Origin of the sequence: Corallococcus exercitus (genome assembly GCF_003611585.1) — a bacterium.
Lineage (GTDB): Bacteria > Myxococcota > Myxococcia > Myxococcales > Myxococcaceae > Corallococcus > Corallococcus exercitus.
Map to the genome: position 1 here is coordinate 19,245 of NZ_RAVW01000031.1, position 20,544 is coordinate 39,788.

Genomic DNA, 20,544 nt, shown 5'->3' on the forward strand with positions numbered 1-20,544 from the left:
GTCGCACCTGGCGCGCGGATGATAGCGGTTCGGGCGGATTGCGCGGGGCCCTTCACATGCACAACTCAAATGGGGAGGTGAATCAGCCATGTCACGCAAGACGATGGATTGCCGGGAGGCTCCGAGTGAATCCAACTGCTCGCTGACCATCACCGGTGAAGAGGACGAGGTGATGCGGGCGGCCGTCGAACACGCGGTGTCCGTCCACGGCGAGAAGGATGGCCCCGAGCTGCGCGAGATGATCCGGGTCTCGCTCAAGGACGAAGGGGCGTCCGAGGGCGCCGCCATGCGGAACCCCGGGATGGACTCCAGGCCGGGCATGCAGTGAGCCGTCCTCCGAGGCGCCCGGGAGTAGGCCGGGCGTCGCGGCACTTCGGAGGGTAGACTCCCGCGCATGGAGCCAGGAGCGAAGAGCCACGCGGGACCGCTGGGCCATGACGCCGCCGCCTACGCGCAGCGTCAGGAGGGGTTGTCCCCGGAGCCGCTGCGGGACGCGGCCTGGAGCGTGGCGGGGCAGCGGGCCTTCGGTGTGGTGCTCGACGTGGGCTCGGGCAGTGGCGGGTGGATCCGCCGGCTGCAGCGCAACCCTGCCGTCGAACGCATCCTCAGCACGGACATCCACGACGCGGGCGCCAGCCGCCTGCCGGGCGTGGAGTTCCAGCAGCGGGACGTGTCGCGGGACGCGCTGCCGTGGGGCGACGCTTCGGTGGACTGGGTGTTCGCCATCGAGGTGCTGGAGCACCTGGCCAACCCGCGCCACTTCGTGAAGGAGGCCTTCCGCGTGCTCAAGCCCGGAGGCCACCTTTTCTTCACCACGCCCAACAACGACAGCCTGACGGCGCGGCTGTCCTTCCTCGTCCGGGGCTACTTCCCCGCGTTCTGCGAGCAGGACTACCGGGACTCGGGGCACATCACGCCCATCACGGAGCTGGACGCGCGGCGCATGGCTGTGGAGGCGGGCTTCCAGTCCATCGACTTCGACTACCCGCTGCCCGGGCGGATTCCCCGCAGCAGCGTGTACTGGCAGCGGCTCCTGCCCGGGCTGCGCGGCCGGTGGTGGAGCGACGGGCTGTTCGCGCTGCTGACCCGGCCCCGCTGAAAAAGGCGTACGCTGGGACTGGCCGCCTGTTCAGGCTCCGTGGTAGCCCAGCCGCGCGACACGAGCCGGAGGGCACGGATGCAACAGCGTTGCGTGTGGGCGGGGACGGATCCGCTGTACCAGACCTATCACGACGAGGAGTGGGGCGTGCCGGTGCGCGACAGCCGCGCGCTCTGGGAGATGCTGATGCTGGAGGGCTTCCAGGCGGGGCTCGCCTGGATTGTCATCCTGCGAAAGCGCGAGGCCTTCCGGAAGGCGTTCAAGGGCTTCGACCCGAAGGTGGTGGCCCGCTTCACGGAAGAAGACGTCACGCGCCTGATGGCGGACGAGGGCATCGTCCGGGCGCGCGCGAAGATTGAAGCGACCATCGGCAACGCGCGCGCGTACTTGAAGATGCAGGAGGCGGGGGAGGACTTCTCCTCGTTCGTCTGGGGCATGGCGGGCGGAAAACCCATCCGCAATGTCTGGAAGGGCCGGGGCGACGTGCCGGCGAAGACGGAGCTGTCGGAGGCGTACTCCAAGGCCTTCAAGCAGCGCGGCTTCAAGTTCGTGGGGCCGGTCATCGTCTACGCGTGGATGCAGGCCACGGGCATCGTGGACGACCACACGGTGGACTGCTTCCGGCACGGCGTGCGGCACCGCTGAGGCGCCCGGGGTTCACGGCGCCGGGCAGGAAGGCACGGCGAAGCTGGTCCAGAGCAGGGGAGCGCCCTTCTCCACCGGGACGGTGACCGCCTTGCCCAGCACCGCGGTCCGGTCCGGGCCCAGGACCCAGGCGGTCGTGAGGAACTGCCTGGGAATGCCCGTCTCCATGAGGTCCACGGCCGTCAGCACATGGCCTGGTGAGAGACATCGTGCGTGAGCAGGAGCGCGGGCTCGAGCCTCCAGGTCTGGTCGACCTTCGCCAGATACTTGCGAGTCATGACCGCGCCGAACGTCCCGGCGCCCAGGAGGCTGACGAAGAGGCCCACGCCGATTCCTCGAATGAAGGGGCTCATGGCGTCTGGGCTCCCGACAGCCGCTCGCGAATCGCTTCCACGGAAGCGTCGGTCCGGGAGGGGGCGGAGCGCTCCCGGAGCTGCTGGTCGCACTCATCGGTGGGGGGCAGCGCCGTCGTGAGCAGCGGGTCCCCTGCCTTGAGGGGCACCGCGACGGTGTGGGTGAGCACATGCTTCGCGGACTCCGGCCGCAAGACCGAGGCCGTGGCCAGCCGGCTCGGCACGGAGCGGATCGCGAGGCTCTGGCTGTCCAGGATGTCTCCTGGACGCAGGTCCTTGCTCACGACGAGGACCCGCACCAGGTCCCAACCGGCGCGAGCTTGATCCTCGTCGTGTTTGACCTTGGCGTACGCGAGGACTCCCGCGAGCACGACAAAGACAGGCACTCCGATGCCGGCCCCCACGAAGAACCCCTCAATGAATTTCATTGCTTCATGCTAGCGCAATCGCCCAATTCATTGCAGCCCACGCCACAAAGGCCTGCTTCCGTCGTGGCGGTGGACCCGGACCGCCGGGTGCTGGTTTAACGGAACGCATGCGCCTGGCCCTCTTCGTCGCGGTGCTCCTGCTCTCGTGGAGGGCCGGGGCTGAACCGGCTCCCGCGGTCCCCCGCTTCGAGCCAGGCCCCTGCGCCGTGGAGGTCGCCGCCACGGAGCGCATCGACTGCGGCCTGCTGGTGGTGCCGGAGAACCGGCAGAAGGCGGACAGCCGCCCCATCCGCCTTCCCGTGACCCTCTTCCGCAGCCGCGCCGCGAAGCCGCTGGCGGATCCGGTGCTGTTCATGCCCGGGGGCCCGGGCCTCAGCGCGGTCGAGCACATGACCTCCGGCAAGAACAACAAGCTCCTGGACGAGCGCGACTACATCGTCCTGGAGCAGCGCGGCGCGAAGTTCGCGCAGCCGTCGCTCCAGTGCCCGGAGATCACGAAGCTCAAGGGCGAGGTGGCCGCGGGCCGGCTGCGCGGGCCGGCGGCGACCACCGCGCTGACGCAGGCGGCGGGACGCTGCCGGGCGACGCTGGCCGCGTCGGGCGTGGACCTGGACGGCTACACCAGCGAGGCCGCCGCGGATGACATCGAGGACTTGCGCAAGGTGCTCGGCGTGGCGCGGTGGAACCTCTACGGCGTGTCGTACAGCACGCGGCTGATGTTGACCGTGCTGCGGCGGCATCCCGAAGGCGTCCGGAGCCTCGTGCTGGATTCGGTGCTGCCGCCGGAGGTGAACTTCGATGAGGTCTCCGCGACGAACGTGCTGCGGGTCCTGAACCAGGTGTTCGACGGGTGCGCGGTGGACCGCGAGTGCGGCGCCAGGTATCCCGACCTGCGCGCCCGCTTCGCGACGCTGGTGGCCGACGCGGACCGCCGCCCCTTGAAGCTGTTCATCCGGGCGGCTGGCGCACCGGCGGAGGTCCGGGGCGCGCAGGTGGTGGAGGCCGTCTACTCCGCGATGCACGAACCCGTGCAGATCCCCCTCATCCCCAAACTCATCGTGGACGCCTCCGAGGGGCGCTTCGAGGCCCTGCGCGGGCTCATCAGCGGCAACCAGGGGCCTTCGGCCATGGCCTGGGGCATGCGCTATTCCGTCTGGTGCGCCGAGGAGATGCCGTTCGAGGACGCGGGGCGCATCGCCGCGCAGCTCGCGCCCGCCCTGGGCCTGGGCGGAGTGAATGAGGGGACGGCTTCACCGCAGGAGTGCCGCGCGTGGAACGTCACCGCCGCGCCCGCCGTGGAGAACGAGCCGGTGAAGAGCGACGTGCCGGCGCTCGTCTTCGCGGGCGAGTTCGACCCGGACACGCCTCCGGAGTGGGGCCACCGGCTGCTCGATTCGATGCCCAACGCGTACCCCGTCGACATGCGGGGCCGCAGCCACGCGGCCTCCTTCAACACGTGCGGCGTGAGCATCGTGCAGGCCTTCCTCCAGGACCCCTCGCATCCGCCCGCCGTTGACTGCGCGCTCAAGCGGCGCGGCGCTGACTTTTCCCTGAGCGTGCGGCACTGAGCTCGGGCACGCTTCACGCAGTGGGCGGAACCGACGAGACACCCAGGAGACACGGCAATGCGGATCACTGTGACGAGCGTGATGGTGGACGACCAGTCCAAGGCCCTGAAGTTCTACACGGAGGTCCTGGGCTTCGTGCTCAAGGTGGACGTCCCGATGGGCGGCGAACACCGGTGGCTGACCGTCGTCTCGCCGGACGCGCAGGAGGGCACGCAGCTCTTGCTGGAGCCCCTGGGCTTCGCTCCCGCGCGCGTGTACCAGAAGGCGCTGTTCGACGCGGGCATCCCGGCGGCGTCGTTCGGCGTGGATGACTGCAAGGCGGAATATGAGCGCCTGGTGAAACACGGCGTGGTGTTTCGCACCCAGCCCACGGTGATGGGCCCCGTCACCGTCGCCATGTTCGAGGACACCTGCGGCAATCTCATCCAGATGGCCCAGGTGTAGCCGCCCCGGCTATCGGCCGGTCGTCGTATGTCACCCCATGTCGGACACGGGCTATACCCTGTGTCCTGTCAGTTCATGCTTCACGAGGGGGATGTGATGACGATGCGGATTCAAACCAGGGTACCGCCGCAGGAGCCTCGCAAGGGGCTCGCGGCGGAGGGTCAGCCAGCGGGAACGGCACGCAATAACGCGGCGCAGGGGACGCCTCCGCGCCCGCCGGAAGTGGCGGCGCGCCGGGCGGGCTTCTCCGAGCAGAGCGCGTTTGTCTCCAAGCGGCCGGACGTGACGTCCACGTTCAAGCGCGAGTTCGGCGCGATGGCGTCGGACAAGCAGAAGTTCCACGAGACGATGCGGACGGTCTACGGCGAGGGCTACGACGCCGGCAAGGCCGAGCAGTACCGGCAGCAGGCCCTGAAGGGCGACTTCGGCTGGCTGCCGCCGGTGCGCACGGTGTCCGCGGAGACGCTGAACGGGGCCAACGGCGCCTACGACGCGGAATCCGGCACGGTGCTCATCAATGAGTCGCTGGACCCGTCGCTGGCGGCCTCCACCTACGTGGAGGAGGCGGGCCACCACCTGGACACGAAGCTCAACACCGAGGACACCCAGGGCGACGAGGGCGAGCTGTTCCGCCGCATCCTGTCCGGGGAGAAGCTGTCCACGAAGCAGGTGGCGGACATCCGCGCGGAGAACGACAAGGGCACCATCGTCGTGGACGGCAAGACGAAGGAGGTCGAGTTCTGGAACCCCTTCAAGGCCATTGGCGACGCGGTGGGCGGCGCGGTCAAGGCCGTGGGCAACGCGGTCGGCTCGGCGGTGAACGCCGTCGGTAGCGCGGTCACCACGGCGGCCAAGGCGGTGGGCGGCGCGGTCACCACCGCGGCCAAGGCGGTGGGCGGCGCGGTCAGCACCGCGGCGAACTGGGTGGGCGGCGCGGCGAAGACCGTCTGGGGCGGCATCAAGACGGTGGCCACTCGCGCGGGCGACGGCATCCGCAGCCTGGCCACCGGTGCCCTGAGCACCGTGGTGGGCGCGGTCCGCAACGTCGGAGAGGGGCTGGGCACCTTCTTTGGCGGCATCGGCAAGCTGTTCCAGGGCAAGTTCGGTGAAGGCTTCAAGCAGATGGGGCTGGGCCTCCTGAAGACCGTCGTGCAGACGCCCGTGGACGCGCTCTTGATGATGGGCGGCCGGGCGCTGAGCGCCATCCAGACGCTGATTGGCGTGGAGCCGCCCGCGCGCAAGCTGTCGGACAGTGAGATCGCCACGCTGAAGAGCGTCTATGGGGACTCCATCGACTACTCGCAGATGCGCATCAAGGAGGGCAACTCCGGCCTGTTCAGCACCACCGGGCGCGCGTTCACCCACGGCAACACCATCTACATCCCGCCGGACAACCTGCCCCTGACGCCGGACCTGCTGGTGCACGAGTCGGCGCACGTCTGGCAGCACCAGAACGGCGGCACGGACTACATGAGCGAGGCGCTGGTGGCCCAGCACATCGGGGACGGCTACGACTTCGAGAAGGGCCTGGACGCGGGCAAGTCCTGGAGCCAGCTCAACCCCGAGCAGCAGGCGGAGTTCCTCCAGCAGGCGCAGCTCGCCGGCTACTTCGCCAACCCCGCCGGCGGCTTCCACTACAACGGCAAGGACTACACGGCGCAGATCACCGCGGCCGTCGCCCAGGTGCGGGCCGGCGAAGGGGCTCCGTAGGCCATGAGGTCGCCGCGCGTCGCCAGCCTGGGGTGGGCCTGGGTCCTGCTCCTCTTCCTCACCGCGTGCCGTCCCGTCCTCCAGGTGTCGCTGGTGGAGGGCGCGCGGCAGCTGCCCGCTCCCCGCTTCCAGGTGGAGGACCCCGAGCACGAGGACCGCCCCCGCTACAACACCGTCCAGGTGTTGGACCGGGCAGGGGAGATGTACTGGCAGCTGCGGGCGGAGCCGTTCGGCGACCTCGCCAGCGTGGCCTCGCTGACGTACGGCGAGGCACCCCAGGGCTTCACCGTCCTGGACGGACCCCGGGCACTCCAGCCCGGGGGCCGATACGCGTTGTACGTGGTGGGTAAGAACCGGGGCACACTCCACTTCGATGTGGACGCGGAGGGCCACGTCACCCAGGCCGACCCGTAGCGGAAGGCCCTCGATCCGGAGGGGGTTGGCGCTAGCCTGGGGCCATGTCTTCGGAGCGCAACAGGGGCCGTGTTCGCACGGTGGAGGAGTGGCTGGGCCGGCTCTCCTCGCGCGATGCGGGAGCGCGCGAGGAGGCGCTGTCGGCGTTGGAGGAGCTGCTGGTGTCCGGGGCGCCGGAGTCGCGGGAGCGGACCGCGCGGGCCCTGCTGGAGGAGCTGGGGCGGCCCGGAACGGCGGTCTCGGAGCCGCTGCTCTTCCTGTTGCAGCGTGGCTGGTGGCCTCCCCAGGCGGGCCTCACCGGCCTCGCGCTCCAGAGCGTGCTTGCGGTGCTGACGCGAATGGACGCCGACGCCGCGGCGCTGGAGCACGCGGCCACGGTGCTCACCATGGTGTGCCGGGTGGATCCGTCCCAGCTCGCCGCGCTGGAGGGACTGTTCCAGCATCCCCAGGCCTCCGTCCGCAGCGCCATGGCGCGCGTCGTGGGGCGGCTGGGGACCGCCGCGTCGTCGGCGCTGCCCACGCTGCTGAAGCTGTTGGACGACGAGGAGCCCGTGGCCCTCTCCGCGCTGGAGTCCGTGGCGGCGCTCGCCCTGCTGGCCCCGGACCTCACCGCGCCCCGGTTGCTGGAAGAGGTGCGCAGGACGGACGGGGCGCGCCTCTACCTGGCCCTGGTGGCACTGCGGGGCCTGCTCCATGAGCTGTTCACGGACGAGCTGCCGGTGCCCGCGCTGCCGGGCCTGGAGTCCGCCATCCTGCGCACGCTGGGCGCGCCGGAGGCGCCCATCCGGCAGGAGGCCGCGGCCGTGCTGGGCGTGAGCGGTCCGCTGTCGCCCGCCGCCATCGCGGCCCTGCGCGAGCATCTCCGGGACGAGAGCCCCTACGTCGCGGCCCGCTCCGCCGTGGCGCTGGTGAGCGCGGGCGCTCCGGCGGCGGAGGCCCTCTTCCTGTTGAAGGGCCAGCTGGGGCCGGCCGCGTCGCGCGAGCTCCAGGAGGCCGCGGTGGCCGCCCTGGAGGACGCGGACCCGTCCCAGCTGGGACGGGCGAGGGGGATGCTGGAGACGGTGGCTCGCGACGCGGCGGGGCTCACGCGCGAGGCCCTCTTCGAGCTGCTGGGACAGCTTCCCTAGCAGCCCAGGTTGGCGCCGGGGCTCACGCCGAGCATGGAGCAGAACTGCAGGTACTTGTCGATGCGGCTCTGCACCTGGGCGGGGTTGCGGCCGTAGCACTCCACCGAGCCGTTGATGGTGCGGATGGTCTCACCGAAGCCGGCGCCGTTGACGATGGCGTTGTGCGCCGTCATGGAGCCCGCGCCGTTCTGCGTGGTCCAGAACCAGAAGCCCGTGCGCCACGCGGCGTTCGCGTCCTGGGCCAGCAGGTCCGGGTTCGCCTGGAGCGGCAGGCCCAGCGCGTTGCCCGCCGCGCAGTAGTTGCCGTTCCACGACAGCTGCATGGGGCCGCGTCCGTAGTACCGCTTGCCCGGCGCGCAGCTGCAACCCGGCGGGCCCCACGACGTGTCGCAGTAGTCCGCCTTGTTGATCTCCTCGATGTACACGAGGCCGCCCGTCTCATGCGACACGTTGGCCAGGAACGCGGCCACCTCGCGCTTGCGCGTGTCGGTGTCACCCGTCGTCGCCAGGCCCGGGAAGCCGTTCGCGGCGGCGATGAGCGCGTCGTAGCTGTAGAAGGCGTTGCGGCTGGGGAACATGGCGTTGAACATGTCGCGGGTGAGGATGCCCGCGAAGCCCGTGCCGCCGCTTCCGCCGCCGGAGACCAGGTCGAACGTCCAGCGCTGGTTGTCGCGGTCCGCGTAGTAGGGGTACTGGACGATCTGGGTGCCGTTGTCGAACGAGCCCCACGACAGGTCCATGGCCATGCCGGTGTGGCGCGGGTGGAAGCTGAACTGCGTGCCGCCCCGGTTGATGAACTGGAACTGTTGGTTGGCGCCGTCGACGTAGGTCCACTGGTGGAGGACGGCGTTCTCCGCGGTGCTGACCCCCGCGATGTCCAGGGCCTTGCCGCTGTTGACGTTGATGATCTTCCAGAACCCGCCCGACGTGGGCGAGATGTGGAACTTCTGCGCGTTGGTGCCGTTGCAGTCCCACTGCTGCACCTTCGCGCCGTCCGCCGTGCTGGACGAGGCCACGTCGATGCACTTGTTCGTCCGCACGGAGCGGATGACGTAGTCGCCCTCCGTGATGGTCGACACGACGGCGGCGCTCTCCACCCGGCCGGTGGCTTCCGGTGGAGTGCCTTCCGCCTCCGGACCCGAACAGCCGCCCAGCGCGCCCACGACTCCCAGCAACGACAGACCTCGGATCATTCCCTTGTGGTTCATGACGTCCTTTCGGTGGGTGCTACTCGTAGAACTTCAGGCTCCAGCCCGTGTTGCGTTCGGTGCCGCGCGTGTACGTGATGTTTCCCCACCACTGGAACGTGCCGGAGTACCAGTAGCGGCCGGACCAGAAGGGGTTGGGGTTGTCCGCGTTGGGCACGCCGTGGAAGGCGAGCGGGAACTTCGGCCCCGCGGGTGGGCTGGTGTTGATGTCGCCGTTGAGCAGCACGAAGGTGTGGTGGCCCACGCCCTTCGTGGAGAGCGTGGGGTCCCAGCCGCTCATCATGATGTCGCGGCGCGAGCCGAAGAGGCAGCCGTTGGACTTGAACCAATCCCAGACATAGGTCGGGTCACCGTCCAGGCGCAGGCGCAGGTCCGCGAGGCAGTAGTTCGTGTCCCAGCTCCCGTTGGCCGAGTACACGACGTGCAGCTGGCCGCTCGGGTCGATGATGGCCTCCGGGCCCTCGTTGACGCGCGTGGGCGGATTGACGTCGACCTTCTCCCACCACTCGCGGGGCTGGGAGATGACGTAGCGCCCGCCGGTGATGGTGGTGGGGCTGGACATGCGCGCGATGTAGAGCGTCTGCTCGCCGTTGCTGTCGCCCTCCCAGCCGGACCAGACGAACCAGCGCTGGTTCCGGTAGGTGAACGCCGTGCCGTCGATGGCCCACTTGTCGCCGGGCAGCGCCATCCGCACCGCCGCGGAGTAGCCCGTGTTGGGCGACGACGACGTGATGGCGTACATGCGGTGGCCACTGCCCGTGCCGGCCGCGAAGTAGATGACGTAGGTGCTGCCGTCCCGGACGATCTCGGGCGCCCACACCTCGCCCAGGCCCTGGGGGTTGCCCCACACCTGCTGCCGCACGGCCCCCGCGAGCGCGTCCACCGAGGACGCCATCCGCACGTAGAGCCGGGCGCCGTCCGACTCCACGGAGACGTACGTGCTGTCCACTCGGAGGATGGACGGGTCCGCGTTCTTGATGGACAGCCGTAGGTCCTGACGGCTCGTGCCTGACTCCTCGGGAAGGGACGCGGGCGCTTCGGGGCCACACGCCTGGAGGGTGACCGCCAGCGCCGGCATGAGAAGGAACTTCAGGGCACGCATCCACATCTCCAGGGGAAACTTTCTTTCGTCGAAGAAGAAAGTTGGCCGGGAGATCCTTAGTCAGGACATGGCTATCCAGTCAATCAGGGGAACCCTGAAAGGCTGGAAGCGGATGATTCAGCGCGTCAGGTCAGGTGCTTCAGGAAGCGCTCCGTGAAGAGGTACGCGTCCCCCGGCCACCGCGCGGACACGTAGCGTCCGTCCTCAACGACGAAGGCAGGGGCGTGGTCCGTCGCGGTGCCGCGCTTGGACAGGACGCGGGGGCCGCGCTCGAAGTGGCTCGGGTCCGCGAGCGCGGCGACGACCTCCTCCTCCACATAGGCGGGGTAGGTGCGGTAGTAGCGCCCCAGCTTCCACGCGGTCAGCAGGTACGCGGAGCGCTCCATGTACTTCGGCAGGCACGTGGTGCGCGTGCCGTGGAGCACGCTCCGGCCAGTGGCGGGATCCTTCGTGCGCGCGAGCACCAGCACGCCGTGACAGATGGCCGCGACGGGCCGCTGGAGCGCCCAGAACGCCGCCACCTTTGACTGGAGCGCCTCGCTGCCCAGGTACTGCCGCATGCCCGGTGCGTGGCCTCCGGGCAGAAGGAGCGCGTCGAAGTCCGACGGCGTCACCGCGTCCCAGGTGAGGGGTTTCTGGAAGGCCTTCGTGAGCGTGAGGTCGCCATAGAAGCGCCGGGGCTCCGGCTCCGCGCCCAGCTTCCCGAAGAGGACGCCGGTGAGCAGCAGCGGATCCGCGGCGGGCATGTGGCCCTTCTCCGTGGCGAACACGACCTCGTGGCCCGCGTCGGTGAGCATGCGCCAGGGCACGGCGACCTCGGTGACGTCGAAGTCGTGGTCGGGCAGCGGGACGAGGACTCGGCGGGCGGAGGCCATGCGGCGAGTCTTTCCCGCGTCCCTGGGGCTGACAAGCGGTCAGGAAGGCATCGGACCCGCGCCGATGCCGGGAGACTCAATAGCAACTGATGACGCCCCCCTCTGGATCTGGAACCAGTTCGACGTGTGCCCGAAGGGAGCGTCCCTCCCGTAGCTCGAGGTCTGTGCGCATGTGCGGGTAGTAAATCAAGTGCTCGAAGCGCAGCGCGTAGCGCCCAGGAGGCAGCTTCGGAAAGCGGAAGTGTCCCTGGGTATCCGTGACCACGACTCTCTCCTCCTGGAGGACGGGCGACCTCAAGGTGACAAGCGCGTCCGCGAGGGGCTGCTGGGTGACGACGTCGAAGACGGTGCCGAAGATGGCGCTGTCGGACTGGGCGCTTGTCGGGGCAGACGCCAGCAACAGCATGAGGCACGGCAGAACGTGGAGCAGGGACCTCATCGGGGAACCCCTTTCGGGTCAGGAACCGCGCTCGACTTCCATACGGTAGCCCACGCCGCGCACGGTCTGGATGGAGAAGCGCGAGGCGCTGGTCCACTTGAGCTTGCGCTTCAGGCTGGAGACGAAGTTGTCCACGGTGTGCGGATCCACCACCACGTCCGTGCCCCACACGGCGTCCAGGATCTCGTCCCGCTTGAGCGCCCGCTCGCGCTCCTTCAGGAAGAAGGCCAGCAGGTCGAACTCCTTGCGCGTCAGCTCCACCTCCGCGCCCTCGGGCGTCTCCACCCGTCGCCGGTCCAGGTCCACGCTGTAGCCCGCGAAGCGCAGCAGCTTCGCCGGGGTGACGCCGCCGCCGCGCCTCAGGTGGGCGCCCACTCGCGCCAGCAGCTCGCGCAGCCGGTAGGGCTTGCCCAGGTAGTCCTGCGCTCCGGACTCGAAGCCTCGCACCACGTCCTCTTCCAGCGTGCGCGCGGTGAGCATCAGCACCGGCACGCCCAGGCCTTCCTCGCGCAGCGTGCGGCAGAGCGCGTAGCCATCTCCATCCGGCAGCATCACGTCCAGGAGGATGAGCTGGAAGTCGCGGCGGGACAGCTGCTCGCGCGCCTCCTTCACCGTGGCGGCCTCCTCCACGGCGTAGCCGCCCTGGTGCTCCAGGTTGTCTCGCAGCGCGAGCCGCAGGTTCGGGTCGTCCTCCACGACGAGGACGGTGGGGGCGGCGGTGGTCATGCGGTGCTCCGGGCGTCAGCCTGGTACTCGGGAAGGGTCAGTTCGAAGGTGGTGCCTTCGGGGCTGGAGGCCGCCACGCGCAGCGTGCCTCCGTGCAGCCGGGCAATCTTCCGGCACAGCGCGAGCCCCAGCCCGCTGCCGGGCACCTCGCGGCCGTCGCGGCCGGACAGCCGGTAGAACTCGCCGAAGACGCGCTCCCACTCGGCCTTCGGGATGCCGGTGCCGTTGTCCGTGAAGTGCACGCGCCCTCCGGGCAGCGTCTGGACGTGCAGCTTCACGGGGCTGCGGGTGTTGTACGCGCACGCATTGCGCGCCAGGTTCGCCAGCAGCAACCGCAGGAGCTGCGCGTCCGCGTTCAGCTCGCGCGCGTCCACGTCCGCGGTCAGCTCCACGGGCACCGGCGCGCCGGACTCCAGGTCCCGGCGCAGGTTGGAGACCAGCTCGTCCAGCCGCACCGGCGCGAGCTTCGGCACCCAGCGCCCCTTGTCGATGCGGTTGAAGGACAGCAGGTTCTCCACCAGGAAGCCCAGACCGTCCGCCTCGCGGATGATGCGCGCGGGGTAGTCCTTCGCGTCCGCGCCTTCCGCCACCCGCCACTCCAGCGTCTCCGCGAGCAGCCGGATGGAGGCCAGCGGCGTGCGCAGTTCGTGCGACACCGTGGCCACGAAGTCGCTCTTGAGCTCCAGGAAGCGGTACTTGCGGTGCTGCGCCACGAAGGCCAGCGCCGCGATGATGAGCGCCAGCGCCGCGCACAAGGCCAGCATCCACGTCTTGAGCCGGTAGCGGCTCTCCAGCGCTTCCTCGCCCCGCGTCCACGCGGACGACGCCACCGCCACCGGCAGCGACGCGAGCGTCAGCACCGGCGCGTCCCCCGGCAGGGCCACGCGCCCGTCCGCCTCCAGCAGGCCGCGCTCGCGCATCTCGCGGGTGAGCCCCGTCAGGAGCCCGGGCAGGTCCAGCGCCAGCCCGCGCACGTCGCCCCCCTGGAGCGGCTCCAGGTACCAGCCGGACCGCGTCAGCACCGGCTCCAGGACCTCTTCAGGCAGCGGCAGTGGCGACGCGGCCAGCTCGCGCGCCCGGGCCTCGAAGTCCGCCACCGGCACGCCCACGCGCGCGGAGAGCGCCGACACCTTCTCCCGCAGGAAGTCGAAGTCCTCCGGCGTGAAGCGCGAGCGCTTGAGCAACAGCAGCCGCTGCAAGCCCTCCAGCCGCCCACCGCCCTGGCCATCCACGAGCCCGTCGCGCACCAGGCCCCGCATCAGGTCCGGCACCACGTCGCCCCGCGCGGACACATCCTCCAGCACCACCAGCAGCGACGGCAGGTCGCGCGTGGACGCGAGCACGAAGCGGGCGCGGTGCTGGAGCAGCGCCATCAGCGACAGCAGCGTGGCCTTCCGGTCCTTCGCCTTCAGCGCCTGCTCCACCAGCGCCATCCGCTCCAGCCGCTCGTTCCACGGGCCCTCGTCCTCGTCCGCGACCTCCGTGCCCGCGCGCAGCCTGGCGTAGCGGTCCTTCGCGGGCGCATCCCCGGCCGTGTCGAACTGCGCCAGCCGGGGCAGGACCTGCTCCCCCTGTTCCCGCAGGTACAGCCCCGGCGTGGCCACCAACGGATCCTCCTTCGCCGCGGCCAGCGTGCCGCGCGCGCGCTCCAGGCCCTCGCGCAAGGCCTGCCCCAGGGACGCGCGGGCGTACTGCTCCAGGGCCTCGCGCCGGGAGCGGAGCGAGGCTCGCGCATCCTCGCGCTCGGCGGCGAAGATGCGGTGGAGGTAGCCCAGGCCGACCCCGAGCCCGGCGAGGCCGAGCACGAGGGCGACGAGGGTGGGCAGCAGCCTGCGCGGCATCCGGATGGGCCTTACTTGATGGTGGGGACGCGGTCGGCGTCCATGGTGCGCACCGGCGCGATGGTCTCGAAGCGGTCCTCGCGGCGGTCCAGCTTCTTCGCCAGCCGGATGAGCTCACCCAGCTCCACCACGTCCTGCCGGGCCTTCAGCGGCGTGCCCAGCTCCTCCCACAGCGACACGAGCGCGTCGTAGGTGAGCGGCCGCGCCCAGTAGGAGCCGCGCAGCTTCTCCGCGAAGGCCGCGGCCACGTAGGACAGGCGGGTGGGGGATGCGGCCTTTTCGTAGGCCGGACGCAACAGCGTCACGGGCATGGCCTTCTCGATGAGGCGCGAGCTGCCACCCTCCGGAGCCTTGTAGCGGATGCGCAGCGTGCCGAAGTTGGTCTGCGACGGGTCGCGCAGCTTCACCTCGTAGAGCGCGGTGACGGCGTGGCCCGCGCCCACCTCGCCCGCGTCCACGCGGTCGTCGTTGAACTGCTGCTTGGTGAGCAGGCGGTTCTCGTAGCCGATGAGGCGGTAGCGGGACACCGTCTTGCGGTCGAACTCCACCTGGAGCTTCACGTCCTTGGCCACCACCTGGAGCGTGCCGGTGAGGTTCTGCACGAAGATGCGGCGGGCCTCCTCCAGCTTGTCCACGTAGGAGTAGTTGCCTTCACCCACCTGGGCCAGCCGCTCCATCAGCACGTCGTTGTAGTTGCCCATGCCGAAGCCCACGGTGGACAGCGTGATGCCCGCCGCCGCCTGCTGCTTCACGCGCGCCCAGATGCCATCCGCCTCGGTGATGCCGTTGTTCGCCACGCCGTCCGAGCAGAGGATGATGCGGTTGATACCGCCCTTGACCATGTTGCTCGCGGCCAGCGCGTAGCCCAGCTCCATGCCGGCCTGCGCGTTGGTGGACCCCTCCGAGTGGAGGCTGTCGATGGCGCCCAGGATGCTGGCCTTCTGCGTGGCATTGGTGGGCGCGAGCACCTGGCGGGCCTCGCTGCCATAGACGACGATGGACACCCAGTCGCGCTCATCCAGCGCGTCCACCAGCAGGCGCAGCGAGCGCTTCACCAGCCCCAGCCGGTTCTCCATGTCCATGGAGCCGGACACGTCGATGACGAAGACGAGGTGACCCGGCTTGCGCTGGGCGGCGCTCACGTCGCGCGCCTTCACGCCGATGTGCACCACCTGGTAGCCCTTGCGCGCGGGGGAGGGGAAGCCCTCCACGTTCACGCTGAAGGGCGCGTCCGGGGCGTTGGCGTAGCCGTAGTCGAAGGTGTTGACGAACTCCTCCACGCGCACGGCCTGCTCGTCCGGCAGCGCGCCGCGCTCCAGGTAGGCGCGCGTCAGCGTGTACGACGCCGTGTCCGTGTCCACGGAGAAGGTGGAGAAGCGCTCCTCCTCCGTGTCCACGGTGGGGTTCACGCCGTAGCCCTTGAAGTACATGTCGAAGAAGCGCTGGTTCTTCGGGGCCACGGTGCGCTCCGGCGCGGGCTGCGGCGTCGGGACCGCCGAGGCCTGGGGCGCGCGGTACGTCGTCTGCGCCGTGCCGTCCGGGACGAGGATGTGCATGTACGGCAGGGCCCAGGAAGGGGCGCGGGCGCGGTCATCGGTGCTGTTCGGATCACCGTCGAGCGACGGGTTGTTCGTGCTCAGGCCCTCCACGACGTAGCCACCGGAGCCACGGGACCCGCCCTGCACGAACTCGCTGCTGAGCGGGCTGCCATTGATACCGAAGGCCGGGTCGGTCGTGCTCAGGCCGTCCACCACGTAGCCGTTCTCGGGCCCGGACGGGCCGTTGATGGACACGCCGTACTGGTCGGACTGGGCGCCCGGGGCGAGCTGCTCCATGGACTGCGATGCACCACCCTTGGCCCCCGGGCGTGCCACCGCGATGCGCTTGATGAACTCCGGGTCCACGTCGACGCCCTGGTTCGACGAGCCCACGTCGATGGTGGGCGGGCCGCCAACGAGCGTCGTCGAAATGAAAGGCTCGGGGACCATCTCCACGTTCAGGCGGATGGTGCGGTTGGCCAGCAGCTGGATTTCAGAGCGGGAGTAGGGCTTGAGCGACTCCTTCTCGAACCGCACGGTGTACGTGCCGGCGGGAAGCTGGGGAATCCGGTAGTTCCCCTGGGCGTCCGTCATGACCGTCTGCTCGCCCTGCGAGGTCGGTGCACTCGCGGTGACGACCACGTCCGGCACGGGCTTCCTGGTGGTGACGTCAATCACCGTGCCGATGATGACGCTCTTGCCGACGCTGCCCGCGGCCGGCTGGGCCAGCACGGGCTGGGCGGACGTCATCAGGAGCAGGGCTATGGCACTTCTCAGGAGGGACTTCAGCATGGACCACCTCTCGCGCATCAGGGTGGAGCCATCATCCGGATGCGACCCGCATCGAACCGCACGGCGGGCTCGTCTCCTCATCATGGTTTCATCATGACGGGAAATCGTGCCGGGGGCCGGGTGTCTGATTAGAAAGGCCGTCCATGACGGCACTCGACACCCTCTTTCCCTCCGAAGAGCAGATTCCCCCGGGAGTGCGGCTCCCTGCGTACCTGGAGCAGCGCGAGTACCTGGTGGGAGGTGAGCTGCGCACCTGGGCGGGTGAGCTCAACCCCGTGGCCAGCCCCGTGTTCGTCCGGACCCCGGAAGGGCTGAAGCAGAAGGTGATTGGCGCGACGCCGCTGCTCACCTCGCGTGAGTCCCTGGACGCGCTCGCGGCGGCGGTGAAGGCGTACGACTCCGGCCGGGGCGTCTGGCCATCCCTGAAGGTCGCCGAACGCATCGAGCACGTGGAGCGCTTCCTCACCGCCATGCGCGCCCAGCGCACCGCCGTGGTGAACCTGCTGATGTGGGAGATTGGCAAGACGCAGCCGGACTCGGAGAAGGAGTTCGACCGCACGGTGGACCTCATCGTGGAGACCATCCGCGCGCTGAAGGAGCTGGACCGCACCTCGTCCCGCTTCGTGCAGGACCAGGGCATCATGGCGCAGATCCGCCGCGCGCCCATGGGCGTGGCCCTCTGCATGGGGCCGTACAACTACCCCCTCAACGAGACCTTCAGCACGCTCTTCCCCGCGCTGCTCATGGGCAACACCGTGGTGTTCAAGCCCGCGAAGTTCGGCGTGCTGCTGGTGCGCCCGCTGCTGGAGGCGTTCCGCGACTGCTTCCCGCCCGGCGTCATCAACATCATCTACGGCCGCGGCCGGGAGACGGTGGGCGCGCTGATGGAGAGCGGGCAGGTGGACCTGTTTGCCTTCATCGGCACCAACAAGGGCGCCAGCGAATTGAAGCGAATGCACCCGCGCCCGCACCGCCTCAAGTCCGTGCTGGGCCTGGACGCGAAGAACCCGGCCATCATCCTGGAGGACGCGGACCTGGATAACGCCGTGAAGGAGTGCATCACCGGCACGCTGTCCTTCAACGGCCAGCGGTGCACGGCGCTCAAGCTGCTGGTGGTGCACCGGAACATCGTGGACGCGTTCCTCGCGAAGTTCACCGCCGCCGTGGACAAGCTCAAGCCCGGCATGCCCTGGGACCCGGGCGTCGCCGTCACGCCGCTGCCGGAGCCCGGCAAGGGGACGTACCTCCAGGGGCTGGTGGACGACGCCGTGTCGAAGGGCGCCCGCGTGGTGAACCAGACGGGCGGGCAGGCGTCGCGGTCGTTCTATTCACCCACCGTGGTGTACCCGGTGACGAAGGACATGCGGCTGGCCACCGAGGAGCAGTTCGGCCCGGTGGTGCCGGTGATGGTCTTCGACGACGACGCGGAGGCCGTGCGGCTGGTGGTGGAGTCGCACTTCGGCCAGCAGCTCAGCCTGTTCGGGAAGGACTCGGCGCGCATCGGGCGGTTCATCGACGCGTTCTCCAACCAGGTGGGGCGCATCAACCTCAACTGCCAGTGCCAGCGCGGGCCGGACACCTTCCCGTTCAACGGCCGCAAGGACTCCGCGGAAGGGACGCTGTCCGTGGCGGACGCGCTGCGGGTGTTCTCCATCCGCACGCTGGTGGCCACGAAGACGACGCCGGACAACACGGCGCTCGTCCAATCCATCCTGACCCGCAGAGAGTCGGATTTCCTCACCACGGACTTCCTCTTCTAGTCCGGCCTTGGCCTCGGGTGCTAAGCCTGGGGCCATCCCATGGCGCCGCGCACGACGACCCTCGAATTGCACAAGGAAGAGATGAAGTTCTCCGCGGGGCACTTCACCATCTTCTCCGCCACGCACCGCGAGAACCTGCATGGGCACAACTTCTCCGTCTACGTCGCGCTGACGGGGGAGGTGTCCGAGGATGGCCTGCTGTCGGACTACGGTCCGCTCAAGCAGGCCATCATCGCCCGCTGCAAGGCCTGGAATGAGACCTTCTTCCTGCCTGCCCACTCCCAGCACCTGCGGCTGGAGCGGGACGCGCAGGGCAACCACGTGGCGCACTTCAACGGCGAGGAGCTGCGCTTCCTGGCGCGCGACGTGACGGTGCTGCCGGTGGCCAACGTGTCGCTGGAGGAGCTGGCGCGCGTCTTCGGCGAGGAGCTGGTGGGGGATGGCAGCGGCATGGCGCGCGACCACGTCACCCAGCTGGTGGTGAAGTGCGCCTCGGGCCCCGGACAGTGGGCCTCCTGGGAGTGGAAGCGCGATGCCTGATCAGGTCCTCATCACCGGCGCCAGCCGGGGCATCGGGCGGGCGACGGCGGAGCGGTTCCGGAAGGAGGGCTGGCGCGTCATCAACGTCGCGCGCGGCCCGTGCACCGTGCCGGACGTCGTCAACGTGCGGGTGGATCTGGCCGAGCCGGGCTGGGAGCCCGCGGTCGAGGAAGCGCTGCGCGACGGCGCCGGCCAGGGACGCCTGTGCGTCGTGCACAACGCTGCCCTCTACGAGCGCGACGACGCGCTGACCATGGACGCGGACCACCTGCGCCGCGTGCTGGAGGTCAACGTCGTGGCCCCGCTGGTGCTCAACCGTCTGGCGCGGCCGCTGCTCACGGACGGCTCGTCACTGCTCTACGTGTCGTCCACGCTGGGGGAGAAGGCCGTGAAGGGCGTGGCGTCCTACGTGACGACCAAGCACGCGCTCATCGGGATGATGCGGGCCACCTGCCAGGACCTGGCGGGGACCCGGGTCCACACCGCCGCCGTCTGCCCGGGCTTCACGGACACGGAGATGCTCCGCGAGCACATGGGCGGGGACCCCGCCGTGCGTGCGAACGTGGCGGGGATGACGACCTTCGGACGGCTCATCACGCCGGAGGAGATCGCCGGCGTGCTCTACACCTGCGCCACCACCCCCGTCCTCAATGGCGCGGTCATCCACGCCAACCTGGGACAGGTGGAGCGCTGAAGCGGCTTCAGCCTTCCGCGGCGTAGACGGTGCACGAGGACGTGCAGGTCTCCGCGACGCGGATGCGGGCGACGGTGGTGCCCGGCACGCTCACGCGCTCGAAGAGCCACGCGGCCAGCAGCTCGCTCGTGGGGTTCTCCAGGCCGGGGACGTCATTGAGCAGCCGGTGGTCCAGCTGGGCGTGCAGCGGCTGCCAGGCGGCGTTCAGCTCCGCGAAGTCGACAATCCAACCGAACTGGGGATGCACGGGGCCGCGCAGGGTGATCTCGATGCGGTAGCTGTGGCCGTGCACCCGCGAGCACTTGTGCCCCTCGGGAACGTTGGGCAGGCGGTGCGCGGCCTCGAAGGTGAACTCCTTCGAGATTTCAGTGACGAGGGTAGGCTTCTTCACGGGAACGGCCTCCAATGGGCGGCCTTGTATCCGCGTTCCCCCCCTGCGTCCACGGGTCGTCTCAGGGGACGGGCAGTCAGACGCCGAGTGCGGTTCCCAACCGTGCGAGCAGCCCCGGCCAGCCCGGCTTCATCCCCTCGAAGGCGCGGCGGCCCATGGGCGAGTCCAGGTTGAAGCCCTCGTGCGTGAGGGTGAGGCGCGTCCCGGTGCCCTCCGGCGTGAGGCGCCAGGTGAGGGTCGTGTCGAGCGTGCCCGTCGCGAAGCTGTATTTGAGCAGCCGCTCCGGTTCCACCACGAGCACCTCGCACGGCTGCTGACCCCACGGGCCCATGTCGAGCGTGAAGCGGTGGCCCACGACGGGTCGCACGTCGCCCGCGGCCCACCACTTCGCGTGCAGCGCCGGGTCCGTCAGGGCCTTCCACACGGCGGCGGGCGGATGGGCATACACGTGGTCCAGCTGGATGATGGCGGGGGGATTCATTTGCGTGACTCCTCGTCGAGCACGTCCTCGAGCGCGGCAAGCCGCTGCTTCCAGTAGTGCGTGAAGGCCTTGAGCCAGTCGTCCACCTCCGACAGCGGACGCGGATCCAGGTGGTAGTAGCGCTCCCGGCCGCGCGGCTCCTCGCGGACGAGCTGGGCCTTGCGCAGGACCTGGAGGTGTTCGGAGACGGCGGGACGGCCCAGGTCGAAGCCGCTGGCCAGGTCGTTCACCGCGCGCGGCCCCTTGCGCAGCTGCATCAGGATTTCGCGGCGCACCGGATTGGCGAGCGCCGAAAAGACATCCGCTTCGGGCATGGCTGGGATTGATACGTCGGAAATATCCGACGCGTCAAGGGGCGCCCGTGGCGGG

24 protein-coding genes are annotated in these 20,544 nt (G+C 69.7%); 11 read left to right on the forward strand and 13 right to left on the reverse strand.

Going from position 1 to position 20,544, the window contains the following annotated elements; genetic code table 11:
- Positions 1 to 88: 88 nt before the first annotated feature.
- The 3 genes from D7W79_RS06530 to D7W79_RS06540 all read left to right on the forward strand — a co-directional run bounded on the left by D7W79_RS06530 (position 89) and on the right by D7W79_RS06540 (position 1,744).
- Positions 89 to 328: a DUF1059 domain-containing protein gene (locus D7W79_RS06530; protein WP_120524465.1), complete on the forward strand. Its 240-nt coding sequence runs from the start codon at positions 89 to 91 to the stop codon at positions 326 to 328.
- A 66-nt stretch (positions 329 to 394) separates the two neighbouring features.
- Positions 395 to 1,099 carry a class I SAM-dependent methyltransferase gene (locus tag D7W79_RS06535; RefSeq protein ID WP_120524466.1) on the forward strand — a complete coding sequence of 235 codons (705 nt, stop codon included), beginning with the start codon at positions 395 to 397 and terminating at the stop codon, positions 1,097 to 1,099.
- Between the two features lie 78 nt (positions 1,100 to 1,177).
- Entirely contained in the window at positions 1,178 to 1,744 is a 567-nt protein-coding gene (locus D7W79_RS06540) for a DNA-3-methyladenine glycosylase I (protein WP_120524467.1), read from the forward strand.
- A 12-nt stretch (positions 1,745 to 1,756) separates the two neighbouring features.
- On the opposite strand, the gene D7W79_RS43545 is transcribed toward D7W79_RS06540, so the two are convergent.
- The 3 genes from D7W79_RS43545 to D7W79_RS06545 are packed head-to-tail and all read right to left on the reverse strand — an operon-like array spanning position 1,757 to position 2,525.
- Positions 1,757 to 1,933, reverse strand: coding sequence for a hypothetical protein (locus D7W79_RS43545; RefSeq protein ID WP_208729650.1), 177 nt, complete (start codon positions 1,931 to 1,933; stop codon positions 1,757 to 1,759).
- Positions 1,927 to 2,097, reverse strand: a complete 171-nt coding sequence (locus D7W79_RS43550) for a hypothetical protein (protein WP_158616900.1) — start codon at positions 2,095 to 2,097, stop codon at positions 1,927 to 1,929. The genes D7W79_RS43545 and D7W79_RS43550 overlap by 7 nt, the downstream gene beginning before the upstream one ends.
- On the reverse strand, positions 2,094 to 2,525 hold the full coding sequence (locus D7W79_RS06545; protein WP_120524468.1) for an SAF domain-containing protein: 432 nt from the start codon (positions 2,523 to 2,525) through the stop codon (positions 2,094 to 2,096). The genes D7W79_RS43550 and D7W79_RS06545 overlap by 4 nt, the downstream gene beginning before the upstream one ends.
- Before the next feature lie 107 nt (positions 2,526 to 2,632).
- Between D7W79_RS06545 and D7W79_RS06550 the strand changes: the two genes are divergently transcribed.
- From D7W79_RS06550 to D7W79_RS06570, 5 genes are all read left to right on the forward strand, one after another.
- A complete protein-coding gene (locus tag D7W79_RS06550; protein ID WP_120524469.1) occupies positions 2,633 to 4,093 on the forward strand; it encodes an alpha/beta fold hydrolase in 1,461 nt (486 codons plus the stop codon).
- A gap of 57 nt (positions 4,094 to 4,150) precedes the next feature.
- Complete coding sequence (locus D7W79_RS06555; protein ID WP_120524470.1) at positions 4,151 to 4,537, forward strand: VOC family protein; 387 nt, start codon at positions 4,151 to 4,153, stop codon at positions 4,535 to 4,537.
- Between the two features lie 102 nt (positions 4,538 to 4,639).
- On the forward strand, positions 4,640 to 6,247 hold the full coding sequence (locus tag D7W79_RS06560) for a hypothetical protein (protein WP_147441817.1): 1,608 nt from the start codon (positions 4,640 to 4,642) through the stop codon (positions 6,245 to 6,247).
- A 3-nt stretch (positions 6,248 to 6,250) separates the two neighbouring features.
- Positions 6,251 to 6,661, forward strand: coding sequence for a hypothetical protein (locus D7W79_RS06565; protein ID WP_120524472.1), 411 nt, complete (start codon positions 6,251 to 6,253; stop codon positions 6,659 to 6,661).
- Between the two features lie 44 nt (positions 6,662 to 6,705).
- On the forward strand, positions 6,706 to 7,788 hold the full coding sequence (locus D7W79_RS06570) for a hypothetical protein (RefSeq protein ID WP_120524473.1): 1,083 nt from the start codon (positions 6,706 to 6,708) through the stop codon (positions 7,786 to 7,788).
- Here the strand turns inward: D7W79_RS06570 and D7W79_RS06575 are convergent.
- From D7W79_RS06575 to D7W79_RS44835, 7 genes are all read right to left on the reverse strand, one after another.
- Positions 7,785 to 8,996, reverse strand: coding sequence for a glycoside hydrolase family 19 protein (locus D7W79_RS06575; RefSeq protein ID WP_120524474.1), 1,212 nt, complete (start codon positions 8,994 to 8,996; stop codon positions 7,785 to 7,787). The two genes, D7W79_RS06570 and D7W79_RS06575, sit on opposite strands and share 4 nt — an antisense overlap.
- Positions 8,997 to 9,015: 19 nt before the next feature.
- Positions 9,016 to 10,098, reverse strand: coding sequence for a glycoside hydrolase family 43 protein (locus D7W79_RS06580; protein ID WP_120524475.1), 1,083 nt, complete (start codon positions 10,096 to 10,098; stop codon positions 9,016 to 9,018).
- Positions 10,099 to 10,223: 125 nt separating this feature from the next.
- Positions 10,224 to 10,973, reverse strand: coding sequence for a type 1 glutamine amidotransferase domain-containing protein (locus D7W79_RS06585; RefSeq protein ID WP_120524476.1), 750 nt, complete (start codon positions 10,971 to 10,973; stop codon positions 10,224 to 10,226).
- 76 nt (positions 10,974 to 11,049) lie between these two features.
- Positions 11,050 to 11,412 (reverse strand): carboxypeptidase-like regulatory domain-containing protein, encoded by a 363-nt coding sequence (locus D7W79_RS06590; RefSeq protein ID WP_120524477.1) that lies wholly within the window; start codon positions 11,410 to 11,412, stop codon positions 11,050 to 11,052.
- 18 nt (positions 11,413 to 11,430) lie between these two features.
- Complete coding sequence (locus tag D7W79_RS06595; RefSeq protein ID WP_120524478.1) at positions 11,431 to 12,138, reverse strand: response regulator transcription factor; 708 nt, start codon at positions 12,136 to 12,138, stop codon at positions 11,431 to 11,433.
- Positions 12,135 to 13,979 (reverse strand): sensor histidine kinase, encoded by a 1,845-nt coding sequence (locus D7W79_RS06600; RefSeq protein WP_120524479.1) that lies wholly within the window; start codon positions 13,977 to 13,979, stop codon positions 12,135 to 12,137. Before D7W79_RS06600 ends, D7W79_RS06595 begins: the two co-directional genes overlap by 4 nt.
- 11 nt (positions 13,980 to 13,990) lie before the next feature.
- A complete protein-coding gene (locus D7W79_RS44835) occupies positions 13,991 to 16,309 on the reverse strand; it encodes a YfbK domain-containing protein (RefSeq protein WP_500681242.1) in 2,319 nt (772 codons plus the stop codon).
- Between the two features lie 143 nt (positions 16,310 to 16,452).
- On the opposite strand from D7W79_RS44835, the gene D7W79_RS06615 reads away from it, so the two are divergent.
- The 3 genes from D7W79_RS06615 to D7W79_RS06625 are packed head-to-tail and all read left to right on the forward strand — an operon-like array spanning position 16,453 to position 19,303.
- Positions 16,453 to 18,069, forward strand: coding sequence for an NADP-dependent glyceraldehyde-3-phosphate dehydrogenase (locus D7W79_RS06615; protein ID WP_120524480.1), 1,617 nt, complete (start codon positions 16,453 to 16,455; stop codon positions 18,067 to 18,069).
- A 39-nt stretch (positions 18,070 to 18,108) separates the two neighbouring features.
- Complete coding sequence (locus D7W79_RS06620) at positions 18,109 to 18,609, forward strand: 6-pyruvoyl trahydropterin synthase family protein (RefSeq protein ID WP_120524481.1); 501 nt, start codon at positions 18,109 to 18,111, stop codon at positions 18,607 to 18,609.
- Positions 18,602 to 19,303 carry an SDR family NAD(P)-dependent oxidoreductase gene (locus tag D7W79_RS06625; RefSeq protein ID WP_120524482.1) on the forward strand — a complete coding sequence of 234 codons (702 nt, stop codon included), beginning with the start codon at positions 18,602 to 18,604 and terminating at the stop codon, positions 19,301 to 19,303. Before D7W79_RS06620 ends, D7W79_RS06625 begins: the two co-directional genes overlap by 8 nt.
- A 7-nt stretch (positions 19,304 to 19,310) precedes the next feature.
- On the opposite strand, the gene queD is transcribed toward D7W79_RS06625, so the two are convergent.
- The 3 genes from queD to D7W79_RS06640 form a co-directional block, all read right to left on the reverse strand.
- Positions 19,311 to 19,694, reverse strand: a complete 384-nt coding sequence (queD, locus tag D7W79_RS06630; protein ID WP_120524483.1) for a 6-carboxytetrahydropterin synthase QueD — start codon at positions 19,692 to 19,694, stop codon at positions 19,311 to 19,313.
- A 76-nt stretch (positions 19,695 to 19,770) separates the two neighbouring features.
- Complete coding sequence (locus D7W79_RS06635; RefSeq protein ID WP_120524484.1) at positions 19,771 to 20,175, reverse strand: SRPBCC family protein; 405 nt, start codon at positions 20,173 to 20,175, stop codon at positions 19,771 to 19,773.
- Positions 20,172 to 20,489, reverse strand: a complete 318-nt coding sequence (locus D7W79_RS06640; RefSeq protein ID WP_120524485.1) for an ArsR/SmtB family transcription factor — start codon at positions 20,487 to 20,489, stop codon at positions 20,172 to 20,174. Before D7W79_RS06640 ends, D7W79_RS06635 begins: the two co-directional genes overlap by 4 nt.
- Between the last annotated feature and the right edge of the window lie 55 nt (positions 20,490 to 20,544).

Bases quoted from the DNA above. Each gene is read 5' to 3' on its own strand.
- D7W79_RS06530 (WP_120524465.1), top strand. From the start codon at position 89: ATGTCACGCAAGACGATGGATTGCCGGGAGGCTCCGAGTGAATCCAAC.
- D7W79_RS06535 (WP_120524466.1), top strand. From the start codon at position 395: ATGGAGCCAGGAGCGAAGAGCCACGCGGGACCGCTGGGCCATGACGCC.
- D7W79_RS06540 (WP_120524467.1), top strand. From the start codon at position 1,178: ATGCAACAGCGTTGCGTGTGGGCGGGGACGGATCCGCTGTACCAGACC.
- D7W79_RS43550 (WP_158616900.1), bottom strand. From the start codon at position 2,097: ATGAGCCCCTTCATTCGAGGAATCGGCGTGGGCCTCTTCGTCAGCCTC.
- D7W79_RS06545 (WP_120524468.1), bottom strand. From the start codon at position 2,525: ATGAAATTCATTGAGGGGTTCTTCGTGGGGGCCGGCATCGGAGTGCCT.
- D7W79_RS06550 (WP_120524469.1), top strand. From the start codon at position 2,633: ATGCGCCTGGCCCTCTTCGTCGCGGTGCTCCTGCTCTCGTGGAGGGCC.
- D7W79_RS06555 (WP_120524470.1), top strand. From the start codon at position 4,151: ATGCGGATCACTGTGACGAGCGTGATGGTGGACGACCAGTCCAAGGCC.
- D7W79_RS06560 (WP_147441817.1), top strand. From the start codon at position 4,640: ATGCGGATTCAAACCAGGGTACCGCCGCAGGAGCCTCGCAAGGGGCTC.
- D7W79_RS06565 (WP_120524472.1), top strand. From the start codon at position 6,251: ATGAGGTCGCCGCGCGTCGCCAGCCTGGGGTGGGCCTGGGTCCTGCTC.
- D7W79_RS06570 (WP_120524473.1), top strand. From the start codon at position 6,706: ATGTCTTCGGAGCGCAACAGGGGCCGTGTTCGCACGGTGGAGGAGTGG.
- D7W79_RS06575 (WP_120524474.1), bottom strand. From the start codon at position 8,996: ATGAACCACAAGGGAATGATCCGAGGTCTGTCGTTGCTGGGAGTCGTG.
- D7W79_RS06580 (WP_120524475.1), bottom strand. From the start codon at position 10,098: ATGCGTGCCCTGAAGTTCCTTCTCATGCCGGCGCTGGCGGTCACCCTC.
- D7W79_RS06585 (WP_120524476.1), bottom strand. From the start codon at position 10,973: ATGGCCTCCGCCCGCCGAGTCCTCGTCCCGCTGCCCGACCACGACTTC.
- D7W79_RS06590 (WP_120524477.1), bottom strand. From the start codon at position 11,412: ATGAGGTCCCTGCTCCACGTTCTGCCGTGCCTCATGCTGTTGCTGGCG.
- D7W79_RS06595 (WP_120524478.1), bottom strand. From the start codon at position 12,138: ATGACCACCGCCGCCCCCACCGTCCTCGTCGTGGAGGACGACCCGAAC.
- D7W79_RS06600 (WP_120524479.1), bottom strand. From the start codon at position 13,979: ATGCCGCGCAGGCTGCTGCCCACCCTCGTCGCCCTCGTGCTCGGCCTC.
- D7W79_RS44835 (WP_500681242.1), bottom strand. From the start codon at position 16,309: ATGCTGAAGTCCCTCCTGAGAAGTGCCATAGCCCTGCTCCTGATGACG.
- D7W79_RS06615 (WP_120524480.1), top strand. From the start codon at position 16,453: ATGACGGCACTCGACACCCTCTTTCCCTCCGAAGAGCAGATTCCCCCG.
- D7W79_RS06620 (WP_120524481.1), top strand. From the start codon at position 18,109: ATGGCGCCGCGCACGACGACCCTCGAATTGCACAAGGAAGAGATGAAG.
- D7W79_RS06625 (WP_120524482.1), top strand. From the start codon at position 18,602: ATGCCTGATCAGGTCCTCATCACCGGCGCCAGCCGGGGCATCGGGCGG.
- D7W79_RS06635 (WP_120524484.1), bottom strand. From the start codon at position 20,175: ATGAATCCCCCCGCCATCATCCAGCTGGACCACGTGTATGCCCATCCG.
- D7W79_RS06640 (WP_120524485.1), bottom strand. From the start codon at position 20,489: ATGCCCGAAGCGGATGTCTTTTCGGCGCTCGCCAATCCGGTGCGCCGC.